Source organism: Staphylococcus sp. HMSC063F05, from assembly GCF_001837075.1.
Taxonomy (GTDB): Bacteria; Bacillota; Bacilli; order Staphylococcales; family Staphylococcaceae; genus Staphylococcus; species Staphylococcus epidermidis.
Window position 1 is genome coordinate 45,579 of the sequence record NZ_KV831317.1, and the last position, 24,983, is coordinate 70,561.

Genomic DNA, 24,983 nt, shown 5'->3' on the forward strand with positions numbered 1-24,983 from the left:
GAATGATTGAACCTCATTATTTTATATTTTAAGCAATTCAAATAAAAAGGCCACACAAAGTTGACTAAAAATGTCAGTCTTTGTGTGGCCTTTAGCTATATGTACTTACGTATTATACAAACCTTTTTTATTTTAAGAACAGATGAATAATAAAATAAATAATTGCTGCTAAAACAGCTGAGATAGGTAAAGTAATCACCCATGTTACAACCATACGTTGAGCAGTACTCCATTTAACACCTTTCGCACGATTTGAAGCACCTACACCTAGAATAGATGAAGACACAACGTGTGTAGTAGATAATGGGAAATGTAATGATGACGCTACGAAAATCGTTAATGCTGAAGAAATATCAGCGGCTGCACCGTTAGCAGGTCTAATTTTCATAATATTTCCGCCAACAGTTTTGATGATTTTCCAACCACCTACTGCTGTACCTAATCCCATAGCTGTTGCACACGCAACTTTAACCCATACTTGAGGTTCAACATTACTACCATCTTGTAAATTACCTACAATTAAAGCTAATGTGATAATACCCATAGATTTTTGAGCATCGTTTGTACCATGTGAGAATGATTGTAATGCTGCAGTAAAGATTTGGAAAAACCTAAAATTACGATTAGTACGTGTTAAATTTGAATTTTTAAAAACGATTTTAACAATCGTATACATCATATAACCTACACAAAAAGCTATAATTGGTGAAATGATTAATACGATAATAATTTTTGTAAAACCTTGATAGTGTAATACTGCAAACGAACCTTGCGATGCAATGGCTGCACCCGCTATAGATCCGATTAGTGCGTGAGAAGATGAACTTGGTATTCCATACAACCAAGTGATTAAATTCCAAATAATGGCAGCAATAATAGCTGCTAACACAACAACTAAACCATGTTGTAATTTGAATGGATCAACGATATCTTTTGTAATAGTTCCAGCAACACCTGTGAAGGTCAATGCCCCAATAAAGTTCATGACTGCTGCTAATAAAATAGCTCTTCTTGGTGTTAATGCTCGAGTAGAAACCGCAGTAGCTACAGCATTAGCTGTATCATGGAAACCATTGATAAAGTCAAATATTAATGAAAATATAACTATAGCTATCGTGACAATTAAAATATATGACATAAATAAAGACTCCCTTAGCTATTTTTCATGATTATAGTTTCAAAATTATTAGCAACAGCTTGACACTTATCTGCTATTTCTTCCATGCTTTGATAAATATCTTTTATTTTAATTAATGTGATTGGATCTGTTTCACTGTTGAAGATGTGTTTCATCGACTGTCTTAAGATACCGTCGCAATTTGTCTCAAATTCTTTAATATTAATAGAATGAATGCGCATGTGAGATAACTTTTTGTCTACAAGTAATCCTACAGCTAGCTTCATTTCGGCAACTGCTTTTTGTATGTTTTCTACAAATTCAGCCATGTACTCATCTGTATATTCAATTGAATACATTTCAAACATTGCTGATGTCTCTTCCATAGCATCTAGAACATCATCTATTGCATTGCATAAAGATAAGATATCTTCACGTTCAATTGGTGTAATGAATGTTTGGTTGAGATCAGAAATAACTTGATGCATAAGTTCGTCACCATGTGACTCATACGTTTTAATATTATCAGAATAAGCTTTCAAATCTAAGTGTGTATTGAAGTCCATTTTGCCGAATTCAATAGCTGCACGGTCTAGATTGAATACCATTTCTTCTAATTGAACCATGAACTTATCCTTTTTCTTACTAAACATTAAAAATCCTCCATTTTGAGCGATTGTCATCAATCACATTATTAAATTTTATTTGCGTAAGACAAGTGGTTGAGGAACTGATTTACAATTATTATAAAAAGTAACTAGCAATTCTTATATTGTAAAAATTGTGTAAATTTAATATATAGTAATCATTTATTGATGTTCGCCAACATCCAGTTTTGTCCCTACTTGAAAATATCACAAAATTTACATAACCACAATTCTATTTACAAATTCTTAACAAACTAGATATTAAATTTTTACATAAGTGTCTCATAATCTTATTAAAAATGATGAGCGATAAAATCATGGAAACACTTTTATCCACTCCAACTTTAAAATAACGATTTATTAAATCAATTTCAAATATTAATTGTAATTTTCATTCAATTTAATAAAGCGACACTTTAATCATTTGTTATTTTCAATGATTAAAATGTCGCTTAGTATTATCAATTGAGTTTTGAAAATATATTAAAATCTATAAATTAAATAACACAAATTCAATAAGTATAAATTTATATCGAATGTTTAATTGTTCTTTTAGAATGATTATAAGCTATAATAGCAAATACTGCATAAGTTGCTGTATAAACTGCCATAACTATAAAAATAGGTATTTGATTTGTCACATTCATTAAATGCATATAAGCAAGTGAAGCAAAATATGCATGCAGTAATGCAATAATTAAAGGTAAACCAAAATTAAATATTACCTTAAGTTTCAAACCTTTAGACATATCTTGATGCGTAAATCCTAGCTTACGAAGAATCGTGTAGTTCTCAAGTTCGTCTTCCGTTTCATCAATCTGTTTAATGTAAATTATACATCCTGCTGCGATTAAAAATGTAATTCCTAAAAACGATGTCACAAATAATAAAATACCAGTTAAACTAGAAATTTCACTTGCCGCTTCACTTCTTGTTTCTATATCTTCATTGATACTACTAACTAATTTTTCTAATTCTGGTAAATCATTTTTATTTTTAAGATCAAAACCATATTGGGAAACAATATTCTTTTCTTTTATATGTTCTCTAATTTTTTGATAATCTTCATCATTTAAAATAAGTGTCGGTCTACCACGATCAACATCAGACATAAAATAGACTTTATTTATCCCTTTTCTCAAACTTACTTTTAAACGAAACTTCTTACTTCCTACATAAGCCGTCCTTTTTTTGTCTGTTTTAACAACATCTTTGAGAGATCCTCTAGGTATAATAATATCTGTCTGCCCTTTTTTCGTACTTACATTTGGAATATATTTATCACTCGTTACTGTGATTTCTTTCGGTCTATATACACCTTCGCTAAAAAGATGATCTTTATAAACTTTTGCATACACGACCTCTTTATAATTATAGTAATGTTCAATATTACGGTTATTTAATTTAAAAGCAAGTTCATTTGCTTGTTTCTGATTCTTTAACGTAACATCATGTGGTGAACTCAGTAACACTTCATTTGTTAACGTACTACGACTTAACGCCGCAAAACATAATACAGAAACTGTTATTGCTGACACAACAGTCATTACAGTTAGAGAAAATGCATTCTTCTTAACACGATATATAATAGGTGATGTGAACATAACATCTGTGACACTTACCGTTCCATTTCTCAACCGCTGTATCGCTTTAAATATCAATGAAACTGTACTTCTAAAGAAAAAATATGATCCTATAACAGTTAAAAATAAAATAGCAAAAGGTTGAATAATTGTTTCTACGTTATCTACTAATTTAGTCGACATTATATAACCACTAACTATCATAATAATCCCTAGCAAACCTAATACAACTTCACCAAGTGTTGTGCGTGTATGACTGAACTCTTTTTTATTTACATCAGACGCTAACTCTTTAATAGAACGTTTAAGTAAATATACATAGCTTTGAAAGACTATAAGTACATATGACACAGCTATTAATAATAACGTTTCTAAAATGGCATGATAATTAAATATAATAGAAACACTCACGTTGATTCCTAATAATCGCAATACAATCATGAGTAAAATTTTCGAACCAAAGATTCCCAATATGATACCTACAATAGTTGTCATCATAAATGTCATCAATTGCTCCAACATAATCATTTTCATGATATCTTTCTTTGTTAGACCAATAATTTGTAATAACGATAGTTCACGACCTCGTCTTTTCAAAAATAAAAAATTAGCATAAAGCAAAAAGACCACAATAATGATAAATAAAAAATAACTTCCTACTTGTGAACCTTCTTTGATGGCAGGAAACGATTGATTACCGTGTAAATGGTGCGCATATTTTAAAGTTACAAAACTAAAATATAATACAACGCTGATAACAAGAGATAATAAATAAATAGCATAGTGCGTCACATTTTGTTTAAAGTTTTTGAAGATAATTTCATTAAAGCTCATAATTGATGCCACCAAGTACACTTTGCGTTCTTATAATTTCTTTATAAAACGTTTGTTTATCATCATCACCTTGATACAACTCAGTAAAGATTTGTCCATCCTTTAACATCACAACACGGTTTGAAAAACTAGCCGCTACTGGATCATGTGTCACCATAAGTATGGTTGTGTTAAATTCCTCATTCATATATTTAAGACGCTTAAGTAAATCTAGTGTACTTTTAGAATCTAAAGCACCTGTAGGCTCATCAGCAAATATAATTGAAGGTAAATTAATAAATGCCCTTGCTGCTGAGGTACGTTGACGCTGTCCACCTGACAACTCTGATGGATATTTATCACTAATATCACTAATGTTCAAAGCTTCTACTATACGTTGATAACGTTCATGCATTATTTGTTTATCTAACTTTTGAACTGATAGTGGAAGCATGATATTTTCTTTAACGGTTAAGGTATTTAAAATATTATAATCTTGAAAAATAAATCCAATATCTTTTTTTCTAATATCAGATAATTGCTTATTAGATAACTTCTCAAGTTGTTTCCCGTTGATTGTAATAGATCCTTTAGTCATATAATCAATCGAACTAAGTACATTTAATAAAGTTGTCTTTCCTGAACCAGAAGGTCCCATAATTGATATAAACTCACCTTCATCAACATCTAAATTAATTTCTTTCAAAACTTCTTGGAAAGCTTGCTTATCACCATAGACTTTTGACAACTGTCTTACCTCTAATATCGACAAATAATCACTCCTGTCATACTTCAACCAAATTATCTTTTTACGAAGACAAACTTAATGTAGACTATCATATCTTCTTTAATTTACATCTTTTATTATATCGATTATTTATTACAATTGTGATAATAGTAAGTAACAAAACGCACGTTTAAAATGACAATCTTGTCACTTTAGACATGCGCTCAATGATTTCATTTTGTTGTGGGAAAATGAAATAAAACGTTGTTCCTTTCCCCACTATTGAATCAACTTTAACTTCAATCCCAAGTTGTTCTTTCACGCTTTGTACAAGGTATAATCCCATACCAGAAGACGCAGTATCGTTGCGGTCTGTTGTAGAAGTAAATCCTCTATCAAATATACGTGGTAAATCTCTTTTACTAATTCCACGACCGTAGTCTTTAATTTTTAAAACAACGTGTCCTTCTATGTTATAACCACTTAAATTTATTGTAGAATTATCACTATATTTCAAAGAGTTAGATAGAACTTGCCTAATCATCATACGGCACCATTTAACATCTGTATAAACCTTTTGTTCGTCTTTAAAATCTAATTCAAAACCTATCCCTTTTGCCTGACTGATATGTCGAGTAACTTGTATTTCATCTATAACCATTCTCTTTAATGAAATATAATCAAAATACATATCACGATGTTGTGTTTCAAGCCTTGTTAAATATAATTGCTTATCTAACATCTCATTAATACGAGACCATTCAAATAATAACGCTCGCTTACGCTGATCATCATTCTCTTGATCTATCAATAATTTCATAGCCGTAACAGGTGTTTTTATATCATGAACAAACTCTGTAATTGTTTGTTCATGATTTTTAATTTGTAATTGTTGTTCGACTACTTTCTCTTTTTGAGCGGCTATATGACGATACAGATAATCTATGACTTGTTGTTGAAATGGGGTTTCTGCCAAATCTTTATGCTTAATTTCTTCAATTTCTTTATCTTCATAAAAATGTTTAGATAGACGGACTTCTTTAACAAACGTAAATAATAAGAAAAGTATACTCAATCCTACGTTTAATATCACTATATAAAATACACTTTCAACTGAAATCTCATAATCTATGTAGGCAACACCTAATAAAATAATGTTGAGAAATAATATCCACAATATCCAATTAATACGAGATTTTATAAAAAACCAAAACCATCGAAAATTATTCATGAGCTAAGTATCCTTTACCAACTTTGGTTTCAATTGCACTATCCATGTCAATTTCTGATAATTTTTTTCTTAATCTATTAACATTAACTGTTAAAGTATTATCACTAACAAAAGCTTCATCATCCCACAAAGCAGTAATGAGAGTGTCTCGTGTCACGATTTGATTACGTTTATTGATTAACATCTCTAAAATAATCATCTCTGTTTTAGACAAAAAGATAGTTTTATCATCTTTTTGAATACTATCTTTTGATAAATCCACAGTAGCGTCTTGCCAACTTAACGTTCTCTTTTCTTCAACTCCAAATTCATAAACGCGTCTATAAATAGCTTGTAGCTTAGCAATTAAGACGTTTGTATAAAATGGTTTTTGCATATAATCATCTGCACCAAGTTCCATACTCATCACTTGATCCATTGGATTATCTCTTGATGATAAAAATAAAATAGGAACGTTCGACTGTTGTCTCATTTTTCGACACCAATAAAACCCATCGTATTTCGGTAATTGAACATCCAAAATAACTATTTCTGGATTAAATGTTTCAAATGTCTCCATCACATGACTAAAATCTTCGACACCAACGACATTAAAATCCCATTGTTCTAATTCCTTTTTTAATTCTTGAAAAAGCGTATTATCGTCTTCGACTAATAATATTTGCATAACGAATCACCTAATATATTATTTAGTATATTTAATCTTCTCACCTGATTGAATGCGACCTTGATAATGCTTAATTCTACAATCAATTTCAAAACCTCTCATAAGAAGTCCTTGAATCGGTGCTTGTATGAAATAGTAAATTGGCCAAAATAATCTAGGGATATAATCGTATAAATGAACCATAATTAAACGTGTTCCTTTAAGAAGTCTAAATTCTAATTTTGCTTGCTTCTTTGATTTAGGTTTCATCAATTTACCATCAACAAGATGTAATGTAATTATATCTTCTGTTGTATTAACCATTTTGAAAATAGCTAAAGGTCTTTTAATGTTACTATTGTAAATGGTGTAGTGATGATCTTGTTTTTGAGTATGTACAAAAGTTCCTTTTGTCTCATCTAACCACCTACTAAAATAGTCTACAAGTTGATTGAGCGTCCATTTCTTTGGTAAAATCATCTTCATCGCTGTTCGAACATCATCATATTTAGCTGTTTGTAATTCTACGTTAATATGAGGACGTTTCACTTCAACATCCGTACAATCAACTGGTACGCCATAAGCGCCTAAACGTTCAATAGCTTCATTATCATGACGGCTCCCCGGAATATACACAATCTTTTTCAGCTTATTTATTGATGCAGCTCTACCAAAGTTATCTGCCGCTATAAAGTTTAAATCTCGTGCTGTTGCATGTGTTAATTTAGCAGAATGTTTAGTTGGATCTAAATAATATACCGCAATGTCTATACCTTTCATAGCTTCAACTATATCTTTATAATTATATATATCGCGTTTTAACCATGTGATTTTATTCGTAGATCCTTTGTCAGGTTTGGGATATTTAGATAAAGCAAATAATTGAGCATCATGTTCAATGACTCGACTTAAATATCTACCAATATAGCCGGTGCCACCTGCTAACAATACTTTAGGCTTCATAAATATCAACTCCTAAACTTTCTTTTAGATAATTTCATATCAAGCGTAATTATGTAAAGTGTACTATAATAAGGAAGACAATTGATTTAACAAAACAGGAGTGTTGATATGACACATCTCATTCGTGAAATTAGTATTAAAGACGTTGAAAACTTTATCAGCCTATTAAGCCAAATATATGATGAATCAGAATTTACATTCTACAATCCAGGTGAATATTCACCAACGATATCTTCCGCAAGTCAACACTTAGAAAAATACATCACCTCACCTACCAAAGCAATATATGTCGCTGAAAGTGATGAGCAACTTGTTGGATACGTATTTGTTAATACTGAAACCTATGAACGTACACAGCACGAAGCTGTGGTGTACCTTGGTGTTAGAGAATATTACCAACATCAAGGTATTGGACAAGCACTTATCAATAGAATTGAAGCATGGGCTTTAAATCATCATATTCGACGTATTGAAGCTACGGTTGTTACTGAAAACATTAACGCAATAGAATTGTTTAAAGGCATGGGCTTTCAAATCGAAGGTGAACTTAAAGATAAGCTTTTTATAAACCAAAAATATTATAACGAATATGTAATGGCTAAAATATTAAATTAACTAAGTATGTCACTATAAATTTTACCACATATTTAAAATATTAAATAATATCATCATACGTCTCTCATATTGAGGCGTATTTAAATTATCTTTACTACTTATAAGTTTAAGATTATTTATTCTTTACTTATTATGAATCTACTGCATCATCGCTTCGTATATCTTTGAATTATTCTTAAATTACTTTAATTTTAAAATCAAATTTATACTGTTTAATTATAAAAACGCACCTCAAAAGCTAAAATTTAGTCTAGCTTTTGGGGTGCACAATATTGTCTTGAGCATTTTAATATGCTTTCAGTCGATGACTGGATTAAAAATGTATTTATGTCAAGCTTACTATATCAATAATTCAGAGTAGAATTTCTTACAGAAATTACAAAGATAACTGACTTTGGGATTGTTTGATGCTGATAGTCATTGCACATTGAATTTGAATGAAATCTCTTTAATGTAGTTATGGTATTTAATTATACAATCGTATTCTCAGAACATATACAGTACTCCTCGCAATGACGTACTTCAATGCACGAATCCATTGAAATACATGTTTAATAAACTTAAGAATCAAAAGGGTATAAGGATACTTCATTAGTATTTTGAGTTGGCTGATTTTGTGATGACTCGTTACTCTCCACTCCAGAAGATGATGTGTTTCGACTTAAAAATAGCAGTACTTTTTTGATATTCTCTTTTGATTCCGGTTTATCTAGATGAAATTGATATTGATGATGTAGGTGGTGCGAACCATCATAGAATAATGTATCTACTGGAATATTTTCTGTTTTCAAACCTTGCGCAAATTCTTTATTTTGACTGTAAAAAGGATCAGCGTCACCAACCGAAAGAAATGTCGGTGGGTATTCGTGAGTCACTTGATTGAGCGTTGACATTTGAGATAAGTTTTTAAAATCTGTTTCCCAATGACTTGTTCCAGTATAACTTTTCATAAATAATTGTATTCTCGGAAACTCTGTTGCTTTAACGGTTTTCATATTATAAAAACCACCAAAAAATACAGCAGCCTTTATTTGTGAAGGCTTGAACTGCTGTTCAAAATGCATTTCATCTCTCAAGTCTTCATTGGTTTGTATAGCTACATATTGACTAGTTAACTGAGCACCAGCAGAGTCTCCCCCAATAACAACTTGATCAAAATCAATAGGTAACTCATGCTTATTCTCTTTTATAAACTTTACAGCTTGATTGAGTTGTACTAGCGGCGTTGGATATTTATATTGCGGAGCTAACGCATAATTTACATTGACAATGATATATCCTTGTTCTGCAACTTTTGACAATAATTGATTTTTATATTGTTTGTCTCCAGCGATAAATCCTCCACCATGCATCCAAAAAATTACCGGTAATTTCGTATCATTGCTCATATCAGCTGGGGTAATAATGTCTAATTTGCTGTTGGGTATACCTTTACCATATGAGATATCTCTATATAATTTTACATTTTTGTTATTAATTTGAACATTTGTCTTGCTCTTCTGTTTATCATGAACATGGTTATAACGACTCTTCAAATTAAAAGCCAATATAAGTGAGACAACAAGTATGATTAGTGTTGTTATCCATATCCATTTTAGCTTTTCTTTCATCATGGCTAACCCTTTCAAATAATTACTCTACTTGTCTTGCTATTAATATAATAAAACAAATATCGATATAATTAAACAAAGGGGTAGGACAGAATCCATTTTGATGAATTCGAAGTCCCACCCCTCAAAGCTGACTCAATTTAAAATTATTTAATATAAGCGTGCATCTTTAACTTAGTCAACTCGGATGAACATATATACTTGTTCATGTATTTTTTAACCTTAAACTTCTCACGATTAAAATAAACATTTTTAATCATAAAAGTGTGAAGCAATGATTACGCGATATGCTCTTCATCATCTTTTTTACGTTTATAATATTTAATCAATACTGCTACTACAATAAATAATCCGACAATACCCATAAATTTGTATAAGACATTGATTAAATCAGCGAATCCTACGAAACTTAAAATAAATGCCATCACCATCATGATAATAATGAATATATGGTATTTTTTACTATAAGGTTCTGTGAAACGCGCTGCAAAAGAATAACAAAGACCTAAAATCGTGTTGTACATCACAGCTAACATAATGACTGTGAGTACAAGACCTAACCATGGATGTATACCTTTCGCTAGGTTAAGCGTAGGTATTGCCACATCTTTAATTTTTGAATATTCTGTTTGAAGCGAGAAGTTAATTAACGCAAGTAGGATAGCGTATAGCACACCACCAAACATTGCTCCTGCACCTGAAACTCTTCGCTTAGACGCATCACCGCCGATAGCTACTATCGTACTAAATCCTACAGCAAAGGCTAATCCGCCGTATACTAATCCCCAAAAGATACCTTTCCAAGCACTCGTTTCAGGCATAGCACTGTTTACTTCCCCTAATGAAATACTACCTGTAAATAGGTAAAACACAGCAATAAGAATAACCATTATGATTAAAAATGGTGTAACTAGTCCTAAAGCTCTTACAATTTTATTAAAATCTAATAATAATGTTAAGTAAATCAAAACTGTCATGATTAATGCGCCTAACCAAGTAGGAATTCCAAAACTTTGCTCAAAAGTAGAACCTGATCCGGCTATCATAGTGACAGCTATACCAAATAAGAAAAAGACAAGAATATAATCAAAAACTTTACTAAATTTTTTTCCAAACACATATTGCAATGTGGACTCGTGATTTTTCGCTTCAAATGCAGTACCTATCTTAGCTACTTGTCTTCCTATGAATCCAAGTATAAATCCTGAGATAATCACTCCAATATATGACCATAAACCAAATGGTGTGAAAAATTGCATCACTTCTTGTCCTGTTGAAAATCCTGCGCCGACAACAATGCCGACATAGGCAAAACCAATTTTTATAGCTTCTTTATTCAGCCCCATGTGAATATTTACCTCCTTAGAGTTGCACAGTGAGAATTATAACGTACTGACTTTTTATTGCAACCCTAAAAAAATGTATAAATTTAGCTATTCTGTATTTTTAATCATTTTAGAAAACGATTTTTCAGGAATCAATATAAATAAAAATGTATAATCAAACGTAATCATGTATAAAAAAATAGTCGCAAAAGTTTCAATAAACTTGAGCGACTATAACTCATTTTTTAGCGTGCATCTCTTTGATTGTTCAATTCATTAATGTCTACAACTACATTATCCATACGTTTTGCTGTATCTTTAAGTACATTTCGTGCAACATTATTACTTGGATCGAGTTTTAGAATTCGTTTAGCGACATCAAACGCTTTTTTATCCGAAATAACTGGCTCAGGAATAGCATGAAGCAATAACATTTGTAATAAACTCTTCACTTCATTTCCGTCAGTAAGTTTTATGGAAGAATCTGCATGATAATAAGCTGAATCTAGTGCGCCCTCATATTCACTTAAAGGATAAACAAGTAAAAGGAATGCTAAATCATGTAATTCTGATGATTCTTCTACCTTAATCATATCTAGAATACATGTATAAAACATCATACTCTCTACTTCATGAGCACTAGAGATGTATGCTTCTTCAAATTCCATAAAATCTGTTTCGGACATTAACTGTCTAACTAGTTCAAACTCGCCATTCAATACATGTTTTTTTATAAGATGTTGCATGGCAATGTCCTCCTATTGTCCAGATTTTATATAGCAATTATTATTATAATACCATAATTACCTTTAAATTTCATTTAAAAAATGATACTCAACGTTTTGTATCGTAAAATTACAATATATTTTCAAACATCTTTTCTTTATATGTATACGTCTTATTATAACAATAATAAATGTATAAATGGTGAACTTTAAAAATTATTGTGGTTCACGTGATAAAATTATTCAAACTATGGTTATGATATAAAAAAATGCTCAAAACAATTATCATTTTGAGCATTTTTTATTATCATATCTTATCAATAAGACTGTATTCATTGAATCACGAATACGTCTGACAGAATAAATCGTAAGTAACTAAAATTGGTTTCCCTGTTCTCGGATCTATATCTAAAACACCATCAATATTAAATACCTTTTCTAAAATGTCCTTAGTTAACACTTCATCAGTTTGACCAGTAGCAACAATATCTCCAGCTTTCATCGTAATGAGATGATCTGAGAAGCGAATTGCTTGATTAATGTCATGTAAAACCATCACAATAGTGCAACCTTCTTCTTCGTTGAGCTTTTTGACTAAATTTAATATTTCTAATTGATGACAAATATCTAAATAAGTTGTAGGTTCATCTAAGAAAATAATATCAGTACGTTGGGCTAGTGCCATTGCAATCCACACGCGTTGTCTTTGTCCACCACTTAAATCATTTATAGTACGATGACGAAATTCACTTGTACCTGTAACTGACAATGCCCAATCAATTTCTTTTTTATCTTCTGCAGTTAAACGACCAAATCCTTTTTGATGTGGAAAACGCCCATAAGAAACAAGTTCTCCTACAGTAAGTCCATCTGGGACCTCTGGTGATTGTGGTAAAATTGCTATTTTTTTAGCTATTTCTTTCGTGGATGTGGCATGAATACTCTTACCATCCAAATTAATTTTACCTTCTTTAATTGACAATAGTCTAGATAACGCTTTCAATAAAGTTGATTTCCCACACCCGTTAGGTCCAATAATAGAAGTAACCTTTCCATCAGGAATTGCGACATCCAAATTATTAATAATCGTAGAATCACCGTAGCCAATTTTCACTTGTTCACCACTTAAACGACTCATAATAATTCCCCTACTTTCATTCTCTAAAATCTTGCTTTATATATAGTAAAAACATTGTTATTAATTAAGTTATTCACTCATTATCAGTCACAAACTTGTAATTGATAATCATTATCACAGTTTTTATTATAACATCTCTTCTATATTATGACTAACAATTATTTTCACTAGGTTATATATTATATTCGTAAATGAGTAGTAGTAAATTAAGCGAGTAGTACTGTCCTTAATAAATAAGTAGAGAACAGTATGATAATAAAAAGCCCAAAATGACTTTAACTAAGCAATCATTTTAGACTTCATTTAAAAAAGTGCCTTACATTTTAACAACTTTTTAACTTTATAATATATTGATATTTTACTCATCTAACAAAAAACCATTACCATATACATCACGAACGTCATGAATAACTAAAAAGGCATTTTCGTCAATATTTTTGATGATTCGTTTAGCACGAGATACTTGTGTTTTAGAGATGACTACGTAAAGTACATCTTTTTCTTCTCTAGTGTAATAACCGTGTCCATTTAATATTGTTAATCCTCTTCCAACTTGCTGATCAATAGCTTTTGCTACCTCATTAGGGCGACTAGATATAATAGTCATTGCCTTTTTAGTATTTAATCCTTCTATAACAAATTCCATCACTTTTGTACCTATATATAAAGACATAACTGTAACTAAGCACTTCACTAAAGGAATTTCTGTCAATGAAATAAGCACAACGATAAGGTCAAAGAATAACAAAGCGTAAGGCGTACTAATATCTAAATATTTATTAACAATTCTCGCAAGAATAACCGTTCCAGCGGTTGTTCCCCCTGCTAAAACGATAATACCAATTCCTAAACCAACACAAGTCCCACCGAACACAGCATTAATCACAACATTCCCAGTTTCTACATGCCATGTTTCAGTTAAACCTAGAAAGATTGAAATGAGTACTGTAGCAAAAATTGTTAAATATGTACTACGTTTACTCAAATATTTATAACCCACAATAATTAAAATAGCATTTAAAACGAAATTGGTTATTCCCGGTGAAATATGAAAAGCATAATATAATACGATGGCTATACCAGTGACACCACCCTCACCCAAATTCCCTGAAATAACAAATGCATTGATACCTGCAGAGAAAATAAATGAACCTATCATAACTAAAATGATATCTCTGATAGTTTTATTCACTCAATCACCCCTAAAACTTTGTTTAATTATTAAAATGTTAGCATAAGATAACTACTTACTACAATAAAATTTCAAATAACTATATGATTTAAAAAAACAAATTCACATATCATATATTCGTAATTATAAATATATGTCATCTTAAGCGTACTAAAGTGGGAATTCAATACATCTGATTTTGAATAAATTTAAATATTCTGAATTTTTAATTTACTTATACTCCTAGGTCTGCTATAATAATTTTAACTTCTTGAAAGAGAAGTTATCTCCTTTGTGTTGTTTATAGTAACAAAACAAATTTTGCTCGAAGTACTGTGACAGTACCTAGTCCTTACCGTTACAAGTACATTAATATTCATTTCCCATAAAAGCCAAGTATAAAAAGTGTCTCCTCACTTTTATGCTTGGTTTTTATCATTTTAGAGATTCGCAAATCAATTCGTCAGCTTTCTACAAAATTAAAAAGCACACGACTCATCTAATTACAAAATAGGATGAGTAGCGTGCCTATATTAATTAAAAATCTTAAAAGTAAATTACCAAGCAAATAATCCAACAAATGCAGCAGTAAGTAAGGATACTAAAATTCCTGCTAACAACATCATCGGTACATATTTGGAAACGAAATCCGACGTTTTCTTATCAACAATACCTTTCAATGTACCTATAATCATTCCAATAGTTGAAAAGTTTGCAAAAGAAACTAAAAATGTTGATATAACTGCTCTATGATGAGGCGTCATCGCATTGACTTGATTAGAAATTTCCCCCATCACAACAAATTCGTTTGTTACAATTTTCTTCGCCATTTGTTGTGCTACTTCCCACGCTTCATTAAACGGTAAACCTAATAGTAAAGCAAATGGATACATGAAAACGCCTAAGATTTGATCAAGACCAAAGCTACCTTTGACACCAATACCATTTGCAATAAGATGTGTGATTAAATGAATCAATCTATCAATTAAGTCAGCCAAAGCTACAAAGCTAATGACAAATGCAATGATAATTAATACAAGCTTTCCAGCTGCTAAAACTGAATCTCCAAGAAATGAGAAAAATGGTTGTCTTTCAGTTTGGTGATCTTTAATGCTATACACGACATCTTCTTGTTCTTCAACTGATACAGGATTCAAAATACAAGAAACTATAATTGCGTTAATAATATTAAGTGGAATTGCCGTCAATACAAGTTCTCCAGGTATCATTTGCACATAAGCGCCCACAATTGCTCCTGAAACTGAACTCATAGACATCATCGCAATAGTTAGTACCCGCATTTCATTCATTCGTTTAAGTTGTTCACTAGAAACTGCAAGAGCTTCAGTATTACCTAAGAACATCATTTCAACACCAAAAAATGATTCAAACTTAGGTTGGCGTGTAACTTTAGCAAGTACCCAACCAATACCGCCAATGATTTTTGGAAGTATATTAAAGTACATAAGAATGTCAAATAATGGTACAACTAATAAAATAGGGAAGAGCGCGCTTACCGCCATGTCCATCATTTTATTAGACGTGAAGCTTTTAAATGCAAATCCGGTACCCTCATGTGCGGATTCTATAACCCATGCTATACCGTTAGCTGCTCCTTTAACCCCTGCTCTTCCCCATGGAAAATATATAAAGAACCAAGCTAAAAACAAATTCAAAATAACCAAAATAAAAATAGATTTCCATTGTATATTCTTCCTATTTCTAGAGAAAATAACTCCTATACCTAGGAAAATAAATAATCCAATGATATTAACTAATAAAAACATTTGGCACCTACCTATATGTATTTTTATACTTTCATGCATTGATTATGCAATCCTGTAAGACTATCAATATGTCATTCTATGTATTTTGTTAATGATGAACAATGATGAACAACAAAAAAATGAAAGCGTTTGTTTTACGTACTATATTTCTGTGCAAACCCCAAAAGTTCTTTTAATCTTACAAAAGTTATTATACCACGTGAAAAATAGGGTTAAAATGACATTTTTACAAAACTTATATAAAAAACCACGCCCTTCCACTCATTAATTAGGGCGTGGTTAATATTAATCTGATAATTTTTGAGATGTAACAAAATGTCTGTATTTATCATGACTTGCCATCAATTCATGATGCGTTCCCTTACCGGTAACTTCACCTTTATCAATAAATACAATTTGACCAGCTTTTTTTATAGTTGAAAGTCGATGAGCAATGACTACAGTAGTTCTGCCTTCCATAAGTGTTTCAAGTGCTTCTTGAATTTTCAATTCACTTTCGCTATCTAGGTTCGCTGTCGCCTCGTCTAATAACAAAATATCAGGATTTTTAACAAAACTTCTAGCGATATCTATCCTTTGTCGTTGACCACCTGATAATTTGAGTCCACGCTCACCAACCATCGTGTCGTAACCTTCGTCAAACTGCATAATAAAATCATGACAATTAGCTAGTTTAGCATACTCTATTAACTCTTCATCATCAACTTTTCTATTAATACCATATAAAATATTATCTCTTATCGTTCCACTCATCATCGAATTAGATTGCATAACATAACCAATTTTTGTGCGCCACTTTGAAAGTGGAATATCAAAAATACTTTGATTACCGTATTTAATATCTCCACGTTCAATATCATACATGCGCTCAATTAAATTAAAAATCGTACTTTTACCTGAACCAGAAGGTCCTACAAACGCGCTCACTTCACCTTGTGGAATACTAAATGACACATCTTCCAAAATCTTTTTAACGTCATATTTAAAATCCACGTGCTCAAATACTAATTCGCCGTCGATGATCGTAACGTCTTTAGATTCTGATAAAGCTTCAGTAGGTTCAATAGGCTCTTGCATAATTTCATATATACGACTGCTCGCACCCACAGCTTTTTTATAATCCGTAACTAGTGTCGATAAGTTAATCAGTGGCATAGATAACTGGATTACATAAAATATCATAGCTATAAGTGTTCCAGGAGTAATTGCTCCAGTACCTATTTCTAATGCACCAAAACCTAAAATAATCGCAATAGTTAATAGCATAACAACACCAGAAATGGGCTGTACGACTGCTGATATTTTAGCCTGTTTTAATCCTAATCTATATATTTTTTTAAGATTTGTATGCGCATTATCTAACTCTAAACGCTCAGTATTAGATACTTTAACTAAACGCATTTCGGTAAGCACTCTACCTAATAATCCACTGAAGTTCGCAATTTCAGATTGCGTATTGGTAGATATTTTTTGCATCACACGTCCCAAAGGAACGATGATTAAAATAAATACAGGAATAGTAATAAATGTTAATAAAGTTAATTTCCAATCCATGATAAATAGCATGACTAATGAACCTATTAAAGTTAAAACAGAAGGCAATAAATTAGGTAGCTTTTGTGAAATAAATTCATTAATCACTTTTGTATCATCTGTTAGACGACTCATTAATTGGCCACTTTCATTTTTATCAAAGAACGGCATTTTTAATTGAATAATATGTTCCCACAATAATGAACGAATCGCATAAATAATCTTTTCACCAATTTTACTTAACAAATATAGGCCTATACCGCTAAGCAATGCATTAACTAAGAAAATCGAGCCAAATATAGCTATCATTCCCCAATTAATACTACTGACGGAAAATTTATCAACTAAACGCCCGGTGAATAATGGTACTAATAAACCACTTAAACTTCCCAACGAAGTAATGATAACCGCTGCAATGATTAACCCATATGGCCATGAGAGTCTTTTAAATAAGAAAAACAAAGGGTTTTGTTCTTTCATAGTTATACCTCGTCTTTATATTCATATTTGATCTTGCTTAATCTTGTAAAAGTTCATTTCATCCCAAATCACAAGATATATAATGATTGCTTATTTATCAGTCTTTTAAGCAAATTTATATGACACCCAAAATGTTGCAAACTATGTAATTTTAACATTCAACTTCTCATGTACGTAACTATGTTCTTCGTAGTTGATATTATAACATTTTTTATCAGAACACACGCAAAAGATTATTTATTAGTACAAAAAATTGCACGTCATCTATTTTTATTTTCTGTCACCTTTCTGTGTTAAAAAAACACTAACGAAATATTTACTATGATACAACATTTCTACGAATAATCGATTTTATCCGAATCAGCTGCACACAAAATCTAAAAATATTAAAATATATGTGATAAAATTTAACAATATTTAAAAATGATAATACGTGACATCAATATGGTGATTCAATTTATCAAACTCACTATCATGTAAATGTTTTATGACTTTATTGATACAAAATAAACTGTCGATTGATGTATTCTAAAAGAATTTCTATTCGTAATATAATAGCTGTCAAACCACACCTTAAAACATAATCTTTGCCATAAAACTTTTGAATAGTAGCATCCACCAAATACAATGCATTTACACCCACACATTCGTGAAAGACGAGGTTAATAAATTATCAAAATAGAAAAAAGCAGCAAGATATTTTCTCATTAAATAATATCTTACTGCTGTTCTTATAGATTTATGTCTTCACCTTTATTAAATAATATATAGGCATCTCGAATTACAGAATGTTTGATTTTAAATATAAAACCTGAGACATCTACCATTATCTCAGGTTTCATTTACATATTGACAATCGATGACTAGATAAAAATAAGTTTATATCAACCTTTTCCAACTCTAGTCACATTGATTTAAAGAACAATTCTTTCTTATCTCTATTTTCAAGATTAAATGTTCAATAGTGTCATAAATACTCTTAGTTATTTTGTATCTTTTCCGTATAATTCTTGCTTGATTTTGGTAGTTGAGATACCTTCTGTGCGGTTAAGATAAATGACTTCACACTTATCTTTAAGGAAGTCAAACTCCCCTTCCCAATCATGACCCATCACAAATACATCAACATCAAAACGATCAACATCTTTTTCTTTCTGTCCCCATCCTTCTTCAGGGATAACTAAGTCTACGTATCTAATAGACTCTAACATCATCTTACGTTGTTCATAATCATAATATGATTTTTTGTTTTTGATTTGGTTGAATTCATCAGTAGAAAGCGCAACGATAAGATAATCCCCCATCTCACGAGCTCTTCTAAGTAATTCAATATGACCATAATGAAGCAAGTCATATGTACCATAAGTAATGACTCTTTTCATGATACGAAATTCTCCTTAACTAAAAATTTAATAAAAATTTATAATCTTAATGTATCATAAATATTTTGACCATGCCATTAATACTATATTAGATACTAAACATAAATAAATTTAAAACTTACTTCAAAGAAAAGTTATTTTTTAAAAATTCTTTTTAGTGATTCTTTACCAGAAAAGGATATCTTTTTAGGTATAACTTGAAGTTTAAAACGAATTAAGCCTGGTCTGCCAATTCCAACCTCACTAAGTGCCTTTTTCCATTGTAAGTATAAAGGCTTTGTCCAATGTGTTGCACTCTGTTCAACAGCTCTAACAATTCGAAACATAGCCTCTCCCGAGTAATGTGTATGCTGCATAGCTTTCATATACTCTATAACACTTTCAAGCAAAGATTGCGTTATTTTGTTATTTTTCTTTAAATGTGCCTGTATTAAGTAACTTACTATGAGGTTATCCATTCGATAACTATAGTAGATTTTTTCGTCTAATAATAATAGTAATTCCATCACGCGTTGACGAACTTTTAACGCATCACTCATATAAGGTAAGAATGTATCAGCACGTTGCGCTGTTACTGATCCTTCTCTCTCATTATAGCCATATACAATGTTAGGTATAAGTTGAATATCTCGCGCTTTAGAGAACGCTTTGACAATAAAGGTATGCTCTTCACAGAAAACGACATCTTCATCAAAACGTAATCCAGCATACTTCGAGCTAAATAATTTTGCTCCAGGTCCTATCGATTGTAAAATATCCGGTTTACGATCAAGTGTGACAATCGCATCTTTTACCATAGATTGATGGGTCGAAATGACTTGCCATTCGCCGTTAACATCTCTTGCCATTTGACCGATAACAACATCGGTTTCTTTGTTTTTATTAAAAGCATTCACCATTAAATCAATCCTACTAGGTAAAAACTCATCATCTGCGTCTAAAAATAAAAATGCATCAACATCTTCAGACATAGCTTCTAAGCCAACATTTCTACTTCGAGCTGCTCCTTGATTACTCTGATGAATGACTTTAATGTGTGGATGTTTTTGTTGTAATTCTGTAAGTACATGTTGTGTTTGATCAGTTGAACCATCATTGATACAAATAATCTCATAAGGCACACTAGTATCAACTGAGAGTATAGCACGTTTAATCGTTTCTTCAGCGTTATACACTGGAATAATTATTGCTAATTTCATTATTTCACCAACTTATTAATAAAATGAACTAACTGGTTAAGACTATCTTTTGAGTTATATTGATGCCAATCATTAAATAAAGATTGAAATTGCTCATCGTTATCCTGTATCGCTTGTATAATTGACTCTTCATTACTCATTTTGTATCGTTCTGGAATAGCATAATAAAATTCATTCAATCCTCTTACTTTTTCATATTGCTGTTCATCATAATTATAAATAAGTGTCGGTTTATTAAGTGCGCTTGCTTCAATAGGTAATGAGCTATAATCACTTATAATAATATCCGCCATAATTAACAATGAAGTAACGTCGATTGAATGAGAAGTTTGACAATCAACAGTCGAAGGATGCAAATGACTCAATAACGTATAATTCGGCAAGTGCCGTTCAAAGTTTTCTTTATCAATAGTACGTTGTGCTACTTGACCTTCTCTATAAGTCGGAACATATACTGCGAGTTTATTTGTAATATGATATTTCTTTTTTAATCGTTGTTGTTCTAACTTAAGATTGCTTCTAAAGTATTGGGTCAGTCTTGGAAGTCCAAACTTTAACATTTGCGATGGAGATGCATCAAACGATTGTATAAAACATTGAGCCATTTTCTCCCCACCTACCAAATAATAATCGGTAGCATCATAAACTTTTTTGTATTGTCTTACCATAGCCTTATTTTTTAAATCAACTTGATGATCAGTTAAGCCAAAATTTTTAAGCGCACCAGCAGCATGCCATGTTTGAATAACAGTTTGCCCTTTTTTCTTCTGATAACCACCCATCATTAAATAATACGTATCTAAAATAATAACCTTTGCTTTACTTAATACTTTCATATGTCTCATAATATATTTATTTCCGGCAGGTATAAAATATGCATGATTAATGTTATTAATATCTTTCTGATATATTTTTTTACCTATAACCGTCACATGGTATCCTTCACGACATAATGCCTCTATAATAGGCAATATATCTTGCTTAAAGGTCATCATTATCACAATGTGCTTCGAATTTACATTAAACGGTTTAAAAATCATATTTAAAAGCACAATAGCTATGATATAAATCTTTTTAATTATCAATCTCATTTTTTCACCATCTTTAAATTTCCAATCATTATATCAAATTATAAACGATACTTACTTTCAAAGAAAATAAAAGCAAATAATTTTTAATTCACTCAAAAATTCTACTAGAAATCTCGATATTATTAAAAAAGTAGGACTACGAATTCATCTTGAATCCATTGTCCTACCTCATAACGTCAATATAGCGTATATTAAATTTGAAATATTTCTAACAAACAATTATTATAATTTCTTTTAATAAATAAACTAAATCTTTGATAATAAGTTAAATATTAATTCGTTTTATGGTAAATCGTTAATAGAACCCTCTTGATTGACACTTTTACAAGAAGTCCGCAAAGTGATCTCTATAGCGTCTATGTAAAATAGAACCTACTATAAAGAATAAGAGAATGATAATAACGTTATATAGCATTAACTTCCAATGATCTATGAAATACCATTGATGGAACAATATCGCTGCTCGGTATGATTCTGCGATAAAATATACTGGATTAAATAACATAATTTGATGAATCAAACCACTTACGCCGTGATTTTTTGGCACCCATAAAATTGGAGACATATAAAACAATATTCTCATTAATGCTTGCATAATCATCTGCGTATCTCTAATTAAAATCCCCAAAGTGGATGTTAAAAGTGCCACCGACGATGTTAGCAAATATGCAAAAGGTACATATATAAGTAATTGTACAATGTGAATTGAAGGGATAATTCCATTGAACATACAAGCTATTATAATAATTGCTAATAATCCTAAATGACCATAGAACCTACTTGTTACAATATAAGTAGGAATGATTGAGAGTGGGAAATTCATCTTTGCCACTTGATTGAATTTCTGTGAGATTGATTTAGTTCCTTCTAAGACACCTTGATTAATAAAGAACCACATACTTATACCAACTAACAACCAAAATACAAACGGAATGCCGTGTATAGGTGCATTGCTTCTAATTCCTAAACCAAAAACAAGCCAATACACCATGATTTGTAAAGCAGGGTTCAACACTTCCCATGCAATACCTAGATAGTTATTATGATTGGTAATTTTAATTTGGAATTGTGCTAGTCTTTGAATTAAATAGAAGTTTTTAATATGTTCTTTTAAAACCGTTCCAACTGCGAACATTAAACTTAACCACGCTTTCTCCTATAATAGATTATCTATCTATTGTAAATCATTAATAGTTTCTCTTTAATTTGATTCATTGAGTCCATTCTTAAATAATAACATTTAACTGTTTATCATAAGCTCATTATATTATACAATCAATTCAGTTAAAAATTGTTAGAAATTTCGTGTAAGATTGAATTTTAGAAAATGAATCACTTTCTTAACTCACTGTGTTAAATTTATTTTCAACAAAATCTTCTATTCACTTTACACTAGGTTAATAAATTTAACAACTGATGTGTTGTATATTATAATCTATATAAATGTTTATAAGGAAGGTACAAAAATGAGCGTTTCGGTAAATATTGAAAATTTAACAAAAGAATACCGTATCTATAGAAATAATAAAGATAGAATTAAAGATGCATTAATACCTAAAAACAAAAATAAAACATTTTACGCTCTGGATAACGTAAGTTTAACAGCGCATGAGGGAGATGTGATAGGCTTAGTCGGCATCAACGGTTCAGGTAAGTCTACTTTAAGTAATATGATTGGTGGCTCTATTTCACCAAGTTCCGGTGAAATAACGAGACATGGTGATGTGAGTGTCATCGCTATTAATGCAGGACTAAATGGACAATTGACAGGTGTAGAAAATATTGAATTTAAAATGCTCTGCATGGGCTTTAAAAGGAAAGAAATTAAAAAATTAATGCCGGAAATTATAGAATTTAGTGAACTCGGCGAATTTATTTATCAACCTGTTAAAAAATATTCAAGTGGTATGCGTGCAAAACTTGGATTTTCAATTAATATTACTGTTAATCCTGACATATTAGTTATTGACGAAGCATTATCAGTAGGCGATCAAACATTTACTCAAAAATGTTTAGATAAAATTTATGAATTTAAAGCGGCTAAAAAAACAATATTTTTTGTTAGTCATAATATTAGACAAGTGCGTGAATTTTGTACAAAAATCGCTTGGATTGAGGGCGGTAAACTAAAAGAATTCGGCGAACTTGAAGAAGTATTACCTGATTATGAGGCGTTTCTTAAAACTTTTAAGAAAAAATCTAAAGCAGAACAAAAGGAATTTAGAAATAAATTAGATGAGTCACGTTTTGTCGTAAAATAAATTTGAAGAAAGTAAAACTTAAACATTAAGGGAGTGCAATAAAATTCATCCGAATTGATTGCCTCCCTTTTCTACTCTTATTTTGATTTCATTTTATATTTTTGTATTGCTACCTTTAACATAAATTTAGGAATACTTATCATTCTCCCAATGCGTTTCCAATCAATAAGTACACGATATACCCACTCAATATTTAACTTTCTAAATATTTGAGGTGCTCTTTTCTTTGAGCCACTGAATACTTCAAACGATCCACCTACGCCCATCATTACAGTGTGCTTAAACTTGTCCTTATGCTTTTGAATCCATTGTTCTTGCTTTGGAAATCCCATTCCTACAAAAATGTAATCGGGATTAAAACTTGTTATACGTTTTATGACTGTTTCATCTTCTAGATGAATATAGCCATGATGATGTGCAAAGTGGATATTAGGGTATTGAGATTGAAGCTTTTTCTCTGCTGACTCAACAATTTCATTTTTAGATCCAAGCAGATATACGCGCTGATGGCTGACATGTGCTATTTTCAGACATTCTTCAAGAAGTTCTATTCCTGGCACACGCCGTTTTAAGGGCTGTTTTAATCGCTTTGAAGCTTTTATTATTCCTGTACCATCTGGAACTACATAATCAGCTTGATTAATTAAATTTCTATATAGCTCATGTTCAGTTGCATAATCCACGATTTCAGGATTAGCAGTCACTATAAATAAATTATCATCTGTATTGCTAGATATGAATTGTTTAATATTTTCTACCATTTCCAGCATTGTAGTATTATCAAAATTTACACCTAATATGTTAATTTTATCTTTTATTCTTTGGTTTTGATACATATTCAATCCCCACTTTACAACACGTTTAAAATGCATAAATTATTTTAACACATGAAAATTTAAACAAAAAATATTTTCTAATCATTTACATCTAAAGTCTAAA

The 24,983-nt window shown here is 30.9% G+C and carries 21 protein-coding genes; 2 read left to right on the forward strand and 19 right to left on the reverse strand.

The window, feature by feature from the left end; all coding sequences use genetic code 11:
• Window positions 1–127: 127 nt before the first annotated feature.
• From HMPREF2576_RS01845 to graX, 7 genes are all read right to left on the reverse strand, one after another.
• A complete protein-coding gene (locus HMPREF2576_RS01845; protein ID WP_001832181.1) occupies window positions 128–1,138 on the reverse strand; it encodes an inorganic phosphate transporter in 1,011 nt (336 codons plus the stop codon).
• Window positions 1,139–1,152: 14 nt separating this feature from the next.
• Complete coding sequence (locus HMPREF2576_RS01850) at window positions 1,153–1,770, reverse strand: DUF47 domain-containing protein (protein ID WP_002457534.1); 618 nt, start codon at window positions 1,768–1,770, stop codon at window positions 1,153–1,155.
• A 521-nt stretch (window positions 1,771–2,291) separates the two neighbouring features.
• On the reverse strand, window positions 2,292–4,181 hold the full coding sequence (gene vraG / locus HMPREF2576_RS01855) for an ABC transporter permease VraG (protein ID WP_001832022.1): 1,890 nt from the start codon (window positions 4,179–4,181) through the stop codon (window positions 2,292–2,294).
• Complete coding sequence (vraF, locus tag HMPREF2576_RS01860) at window positions 4,171–4,932, reverse strand: ABC transporter ATP-binding protein VraF (protein ID WP_001833013.1); 762 nt, start codon at window positions 4,930–4,932, stop codon at window positions 4,171–4,173. The genes vraG and vraF overlap by 11 nt, the downstream gene beginning before the upstream one ends.
• A 145-nt stretch (window positions 4,933–5,077) precedes the next feature.
• Window positions 5,078–6,118 carry a histidine kinase GraS/ApsS gene (graS, locus tag HMPREF2576_RS01865; protein WP_002468453.1) on the reverse strand — a complete coding sequence of 347 codons (1,041 nt, stop codon included), beginning with the start codon at window positions 6,116–6,118 and terminating at the stop codon, window positions 5,078–5,080.
• Complete coding sequence (graR, locus tag HMPREF2576_RS01870; RefSeq protein ID WP_001832046.1) at window positions 6,111–6,785, reverse strand: response regulator transcription factor GraR/ApsR; 675 nt, start codon at window positions 6,783–6,785, stop codon at window positions 6,111–6,113. The genes graS and graR overlap by 8 nt, the downstream gene beginning before the upstream one ends.
• Window positions 6,786–6,803: 18 nt before the next feature.
• Window positions 6,804–7,727, reverse strand: coding sequence for an auxiliary protein GraX/ApsX (gene graX, locus HMPREF2576_RS01875; RefSeq protein ID WP_070856336.1), 924 nt, complete (start codon window positions 7,725–7,727; stop codon window positions 6,804–6,806).
• 108 nt (window positions 7,728–7,835) lie between these two features.
• On the opposite strand from graX, the gene HMPREF2576_RS01880 reads away from it, so the two are divergent.
• A complete protein-coding gene (locus HMPREF2576_RS01880; protein ID WP_001832115.1) occupies window positions 7,836–8,342 on the forward strand; it encodes a GNAT family N-acetyltransferase in 507 nt (168 codons plus the stop codon).
• A 560-nt stretch (window positions 8,343–8,902) separates the two neighbouring features.
• Here the strand turns inward: HMPREF2576_RS01880 and HMPREF2576_RS01885 are convergent.
• The 11 genes from HMPREF2576_RS01885 to HMPREF2576_RS01935 all read right to left on the reverse strand — a co-directional run bounded on the left by HMPREF2576_RS01885 (window position 8,903) and on the right by HMPREF2576_RS01935 (window position 22,918).
• Complete coding sequence (locus HMPREF2576_RS01885) at window positions 8,903–9,952, reverse strand: alpha/beta hydrolase (protein WP_032601707.1); 1,050 nt, start codon at window positions 9,950–9,952, stop codon at window positions 8,903–8,905.
• Between the two features lie 278 nt (window positions 9,953–10,230).
• Complete coding sequence (locus HMPREF2576_RS01890; protein ID WP_001832177.1) at window positions 10,231–11,298, reverse strand: YkvI family membrane protein; 1,068 nt, start codon at window positions 11,296–11,298, stop codon at window positions 10,231–10,233.
• A gap of 224 nt (window positions 11,299–11,522) precedes the next feature.
• Entirely contained in the window at window positions 11,523–12,023 is a 501-nt protein-coding gene (locus HMPREF2576_RS01895) for a hypothetical protein (RefSeq protein WP_001832127.1), read from the reverse strand.
• Window positions 12,024–12,342: 319 nt separating this feature from the next.
• Window positions 12,343–13,140 (reverse strand): ABC transporter ATP-binding protein, encoded by a 798-nt coding sequence (locus HMPREF2576_RS01900; RefSeq protein WP_001832050.1) that lies wholly within the window; start codon window positions 13,138–13,140, stop codon window positions 12,343–12,345.
• 358 nt (window positions 13,141–13,498) lie between these two features.
• Window positions 13,499–14,332 (reverse strand): YitT family protein, encoded by an 834-nt coding sequence (locus tag HMPREF2576_RS01905; protein ID WP_001832123.1) that lies wholly within the window; start codon window positions 14,330–14,332, stop codon window positions 13,499–13,501.
• Between the two features lie 536 nt (window positions 14,333–14,868).
• Window positions 14,869–16,098, reverse strand: a complete 1,230-nt coding sequence (locus tag HMPREF2576_RS01910; RefSeq protein ID WP_002493541.1) for a NupC/NupG family nucleoside CNT transporter — start codon at window positions 16,096–16,098, stop codon at window positions 14,869–14,871.
• A 285-nt stretch (window positions 16,099–16,383) separates the two neighbouring features.
• Window positions 16,384–18,111, reverse strand: coding sequence for an ABC transporter ATP-binding protein (locus HMPREF2576_RS01915; RefSeq protein ID WP_001832157.1), 1,728 nt, complete (start codon window positions 18,109–18,111; stop codon window positions 16,384–16,386).
• Between the two features lie 983 nt (window positions 18,112–19,094).
• The gene (tagD, locus tag HMPREF2576_RS01920; RefSeq protein ID WP_001833002.1) at window positions 19,095–19,493 is read right to left on the reverse strand and encodes a glycerol-3-phosphate cytidylyltransferase; all 399 of its coding nucleotides are present in this window, start codon (window positions 19,491–19,493) and stop codon (window positions 19,095–19,097) included.
• Between the two features lie 134 nt (window positions 19,494–19,627).
• A complete protein-coding gene (locus HMPREF2576_RS01925) occupies window positions 19,628–20,692 on the reverse strand; it encodes a glycosyltransferase family 2 protein (protein WP_001832059.1) in 1,065 nt (354 codons plus the stop codon).
• Window positions 20,692–21,783, reverse strand: a complete 1,092-nt coding sequence (tarB, locus tag HMPREF2576_RS01930; protein ID WP_064603114.1) for a teichoic acid glycerol-phosphate primase TarB — start codon at window positions 21,781–21,783, stop codon at window positions 20,692–20,694. The genes HMPREF2576_RS01925 and tarB overlap by 1 nt, the downstream gene beginning before the upstream one ends.
• Window positions 21,784–22,105: 322 nt before the next feature.
• Window positions 22,106–22,918: an ABC transporter permease gene (locus tag HMPREF2576_RS01935; RefSeq protein ID WP_001832041.1), complete on the reverse strand. Its 813-nt coding sequence runs from the start codon at window positions 22,916–22,918 to the stop codon at window positions 22,106–22,108.
• A 331-nt stretch (window positions 22,919–23,249) separates the two neighbouring features.
• On the opposite strand from HMPREF2576_RS01935, the gene tagH reads away from it, so the two are divergent.
• Window positions 23,250–24,044: a teichoic acids export ABC transporter ATP-binding subunit TagH gene (gene tagH, locus HMPREF2576_RS01940; protein ID WP_001832071.1), complete on the forward strand. Its 795-nt coding sequence runs from the start codon at window positions 23,250–23,252 to the stop codon at window positions 24,042–24,044.
• Window positions 24,045–24,121: 77 nt separating this feature from the next.
• Here tagH and tarA read toward each other — a convergent pair whose 3' ends face one another.
• Window positions 24,122–24,880: an N-acetylglucosaminyldiphosphoundecaprenol N-acetyl-beta-D-mannosaminyltransferase TarA gene (gene tarA, locus HMPREF2576_RS01945; protein WP_032602480.1), complete on the reverse strand. Its 759-nt coding sequence runs from the start codon at window positions 24,878–24,880 to the stop codon at window positions 24,122–24,124.
• Window positions 24,881–24,983: the final 103 nt, after the last annotated feature.

Excerpts from the sequence above, each read along its gene's own strand:
- HMPREF2576_RS01890 (WP_001832177.1), bottom strand. The coding sequence starts at position 11,298 with ATGGGGCTGAATAAAGAAGCTATAAAAATTGGTTTTGCCTATGTCGGC.
- tagH (WP_001832071.1), top strand. The coding sequence starts at position 23,250 with ATGAGCGTTTCGGTAAATATTGAAAATTTAACAAAAGAATACCGTATC.
- graS (WP_002468453.1), bottom strand. The coding sequence starts at position 6,118 with ATGAATAATTTTCGATGGTTTTGGTTTTTTATAAAATCTCGTATTAAT.
- HMPREF2576_RS01850 (WP_002457534.1), bottom strand. The coding sequence starts at position 1,770 with ATGTTTAGTAAGAAAAAGGATAAGTTCATGGTTCAATTAGAAGAAATG.
- HMPREF2576_RS01845 (WP_001832181.1), bottom strand. The coding sequence starts at position 1,138 with ATGTCATATATTTTAATTGTCACGATAGCTATAGTTATATTTTCATTA.
- HMPREF2576_RS01910 (WP_002493541.1), bottom strand. The coding sequence starts at position 16,098 with ATGTTTTTATTAGTTAATATCATTGGATTATTTATTTTCCTAGGTATA.
- HMPREF2576_RS01900 (WP_001832050.1), bottom strand. The coding sequence starts at position 13,140 with ATGAGTCGTTTAAGTGGTGAACAAGTGAAAATTGGCTACGGTGATTCT.
- tarB (WP_064603114.1), bottom strand. The coding sequence starts at position 21,783 with ATGAGATTGATAATTAAAAAGATTTATATCATAGCTATTGTGCTTTTA.
- HMPREF2576_RS01915 (WP_001832157.1), bottom strand. The coding sequence starts at position 18,111 with ATGAAAGAACAAAACCCTTTGTTTTTCTTATTTAAAAGACTCTCATGG.
- vraG (WP_001832022.1), bottom strand. The coding sequence starts at position 4,181 with ATGAGCTTTAATGAAATTATCTTCAAAAACTTTAAACAAAATGTGACG.
- HMPREF2576_RS01895 (WP_001832127.1), bottom strand. The coding sequence starts at position 12,023 with ATGCAACATCTTATAAAAAAACATGTATTGAATGGCGAGTTTGAACTA.
- graR (WP_001832046.1), bottom strand. The coding sequence starts at position 6,785 with ATGCAAATATTATTAGTCGAAGACGATAATACGCTTTTTCAAGAATTA.
- HMPREF2576_RS01885 (WP_032601707.1), bottom strand. The coding sequence starts at position 9,952 with ATGAAAGAAAAGCTAAAATGGATATGGATAACAACACTAATCATACTT.
- HMPREF2576_RS01935 (WP_001832041.1), bottom strand. The coding sequence starts at position 22,918 with ATGTTCGCAGTTGGAACGGTTTTAAAAGAACATATTAAAAACTTCTAT.
- HMPREF2576_RS01880 (WP_001832115.1), top strand. The coding sequence starts at position 7,836 with ATGACACATCTCATTCGTGAAATTAGTATTAAAGACGTTGAAAACTTT.
- tagD (WP_001833002.1), bottom strand. The coding sequence starts at position 19,493 with ATGAAAAGAGTCATTACTTATGGTACATATGACTTGCTTCATTATGGT.
- HMPREF2576_RS01925 (WP_001832059.1), bottom strand. The coding sequence starts at position 20,692 with ATGAAATTAGCAATAATTATTCCAGTGTATAACGCTGAAGAAACGATT.
- graX (WP_070856336.1), bottom strand. The coding sequence starts at position 7,727 with ATGAAGCCTAAAGTATTGTTAGCAGGTGGCACCGGCTATATTGGTAGA.
- tarA (WP_032602480.1), bottom strand. The coding sequence starts at position 24,880 with ATGTATCAAAACCAAAGAATAAAAGATAAAATTAACATATTAGGTGTA.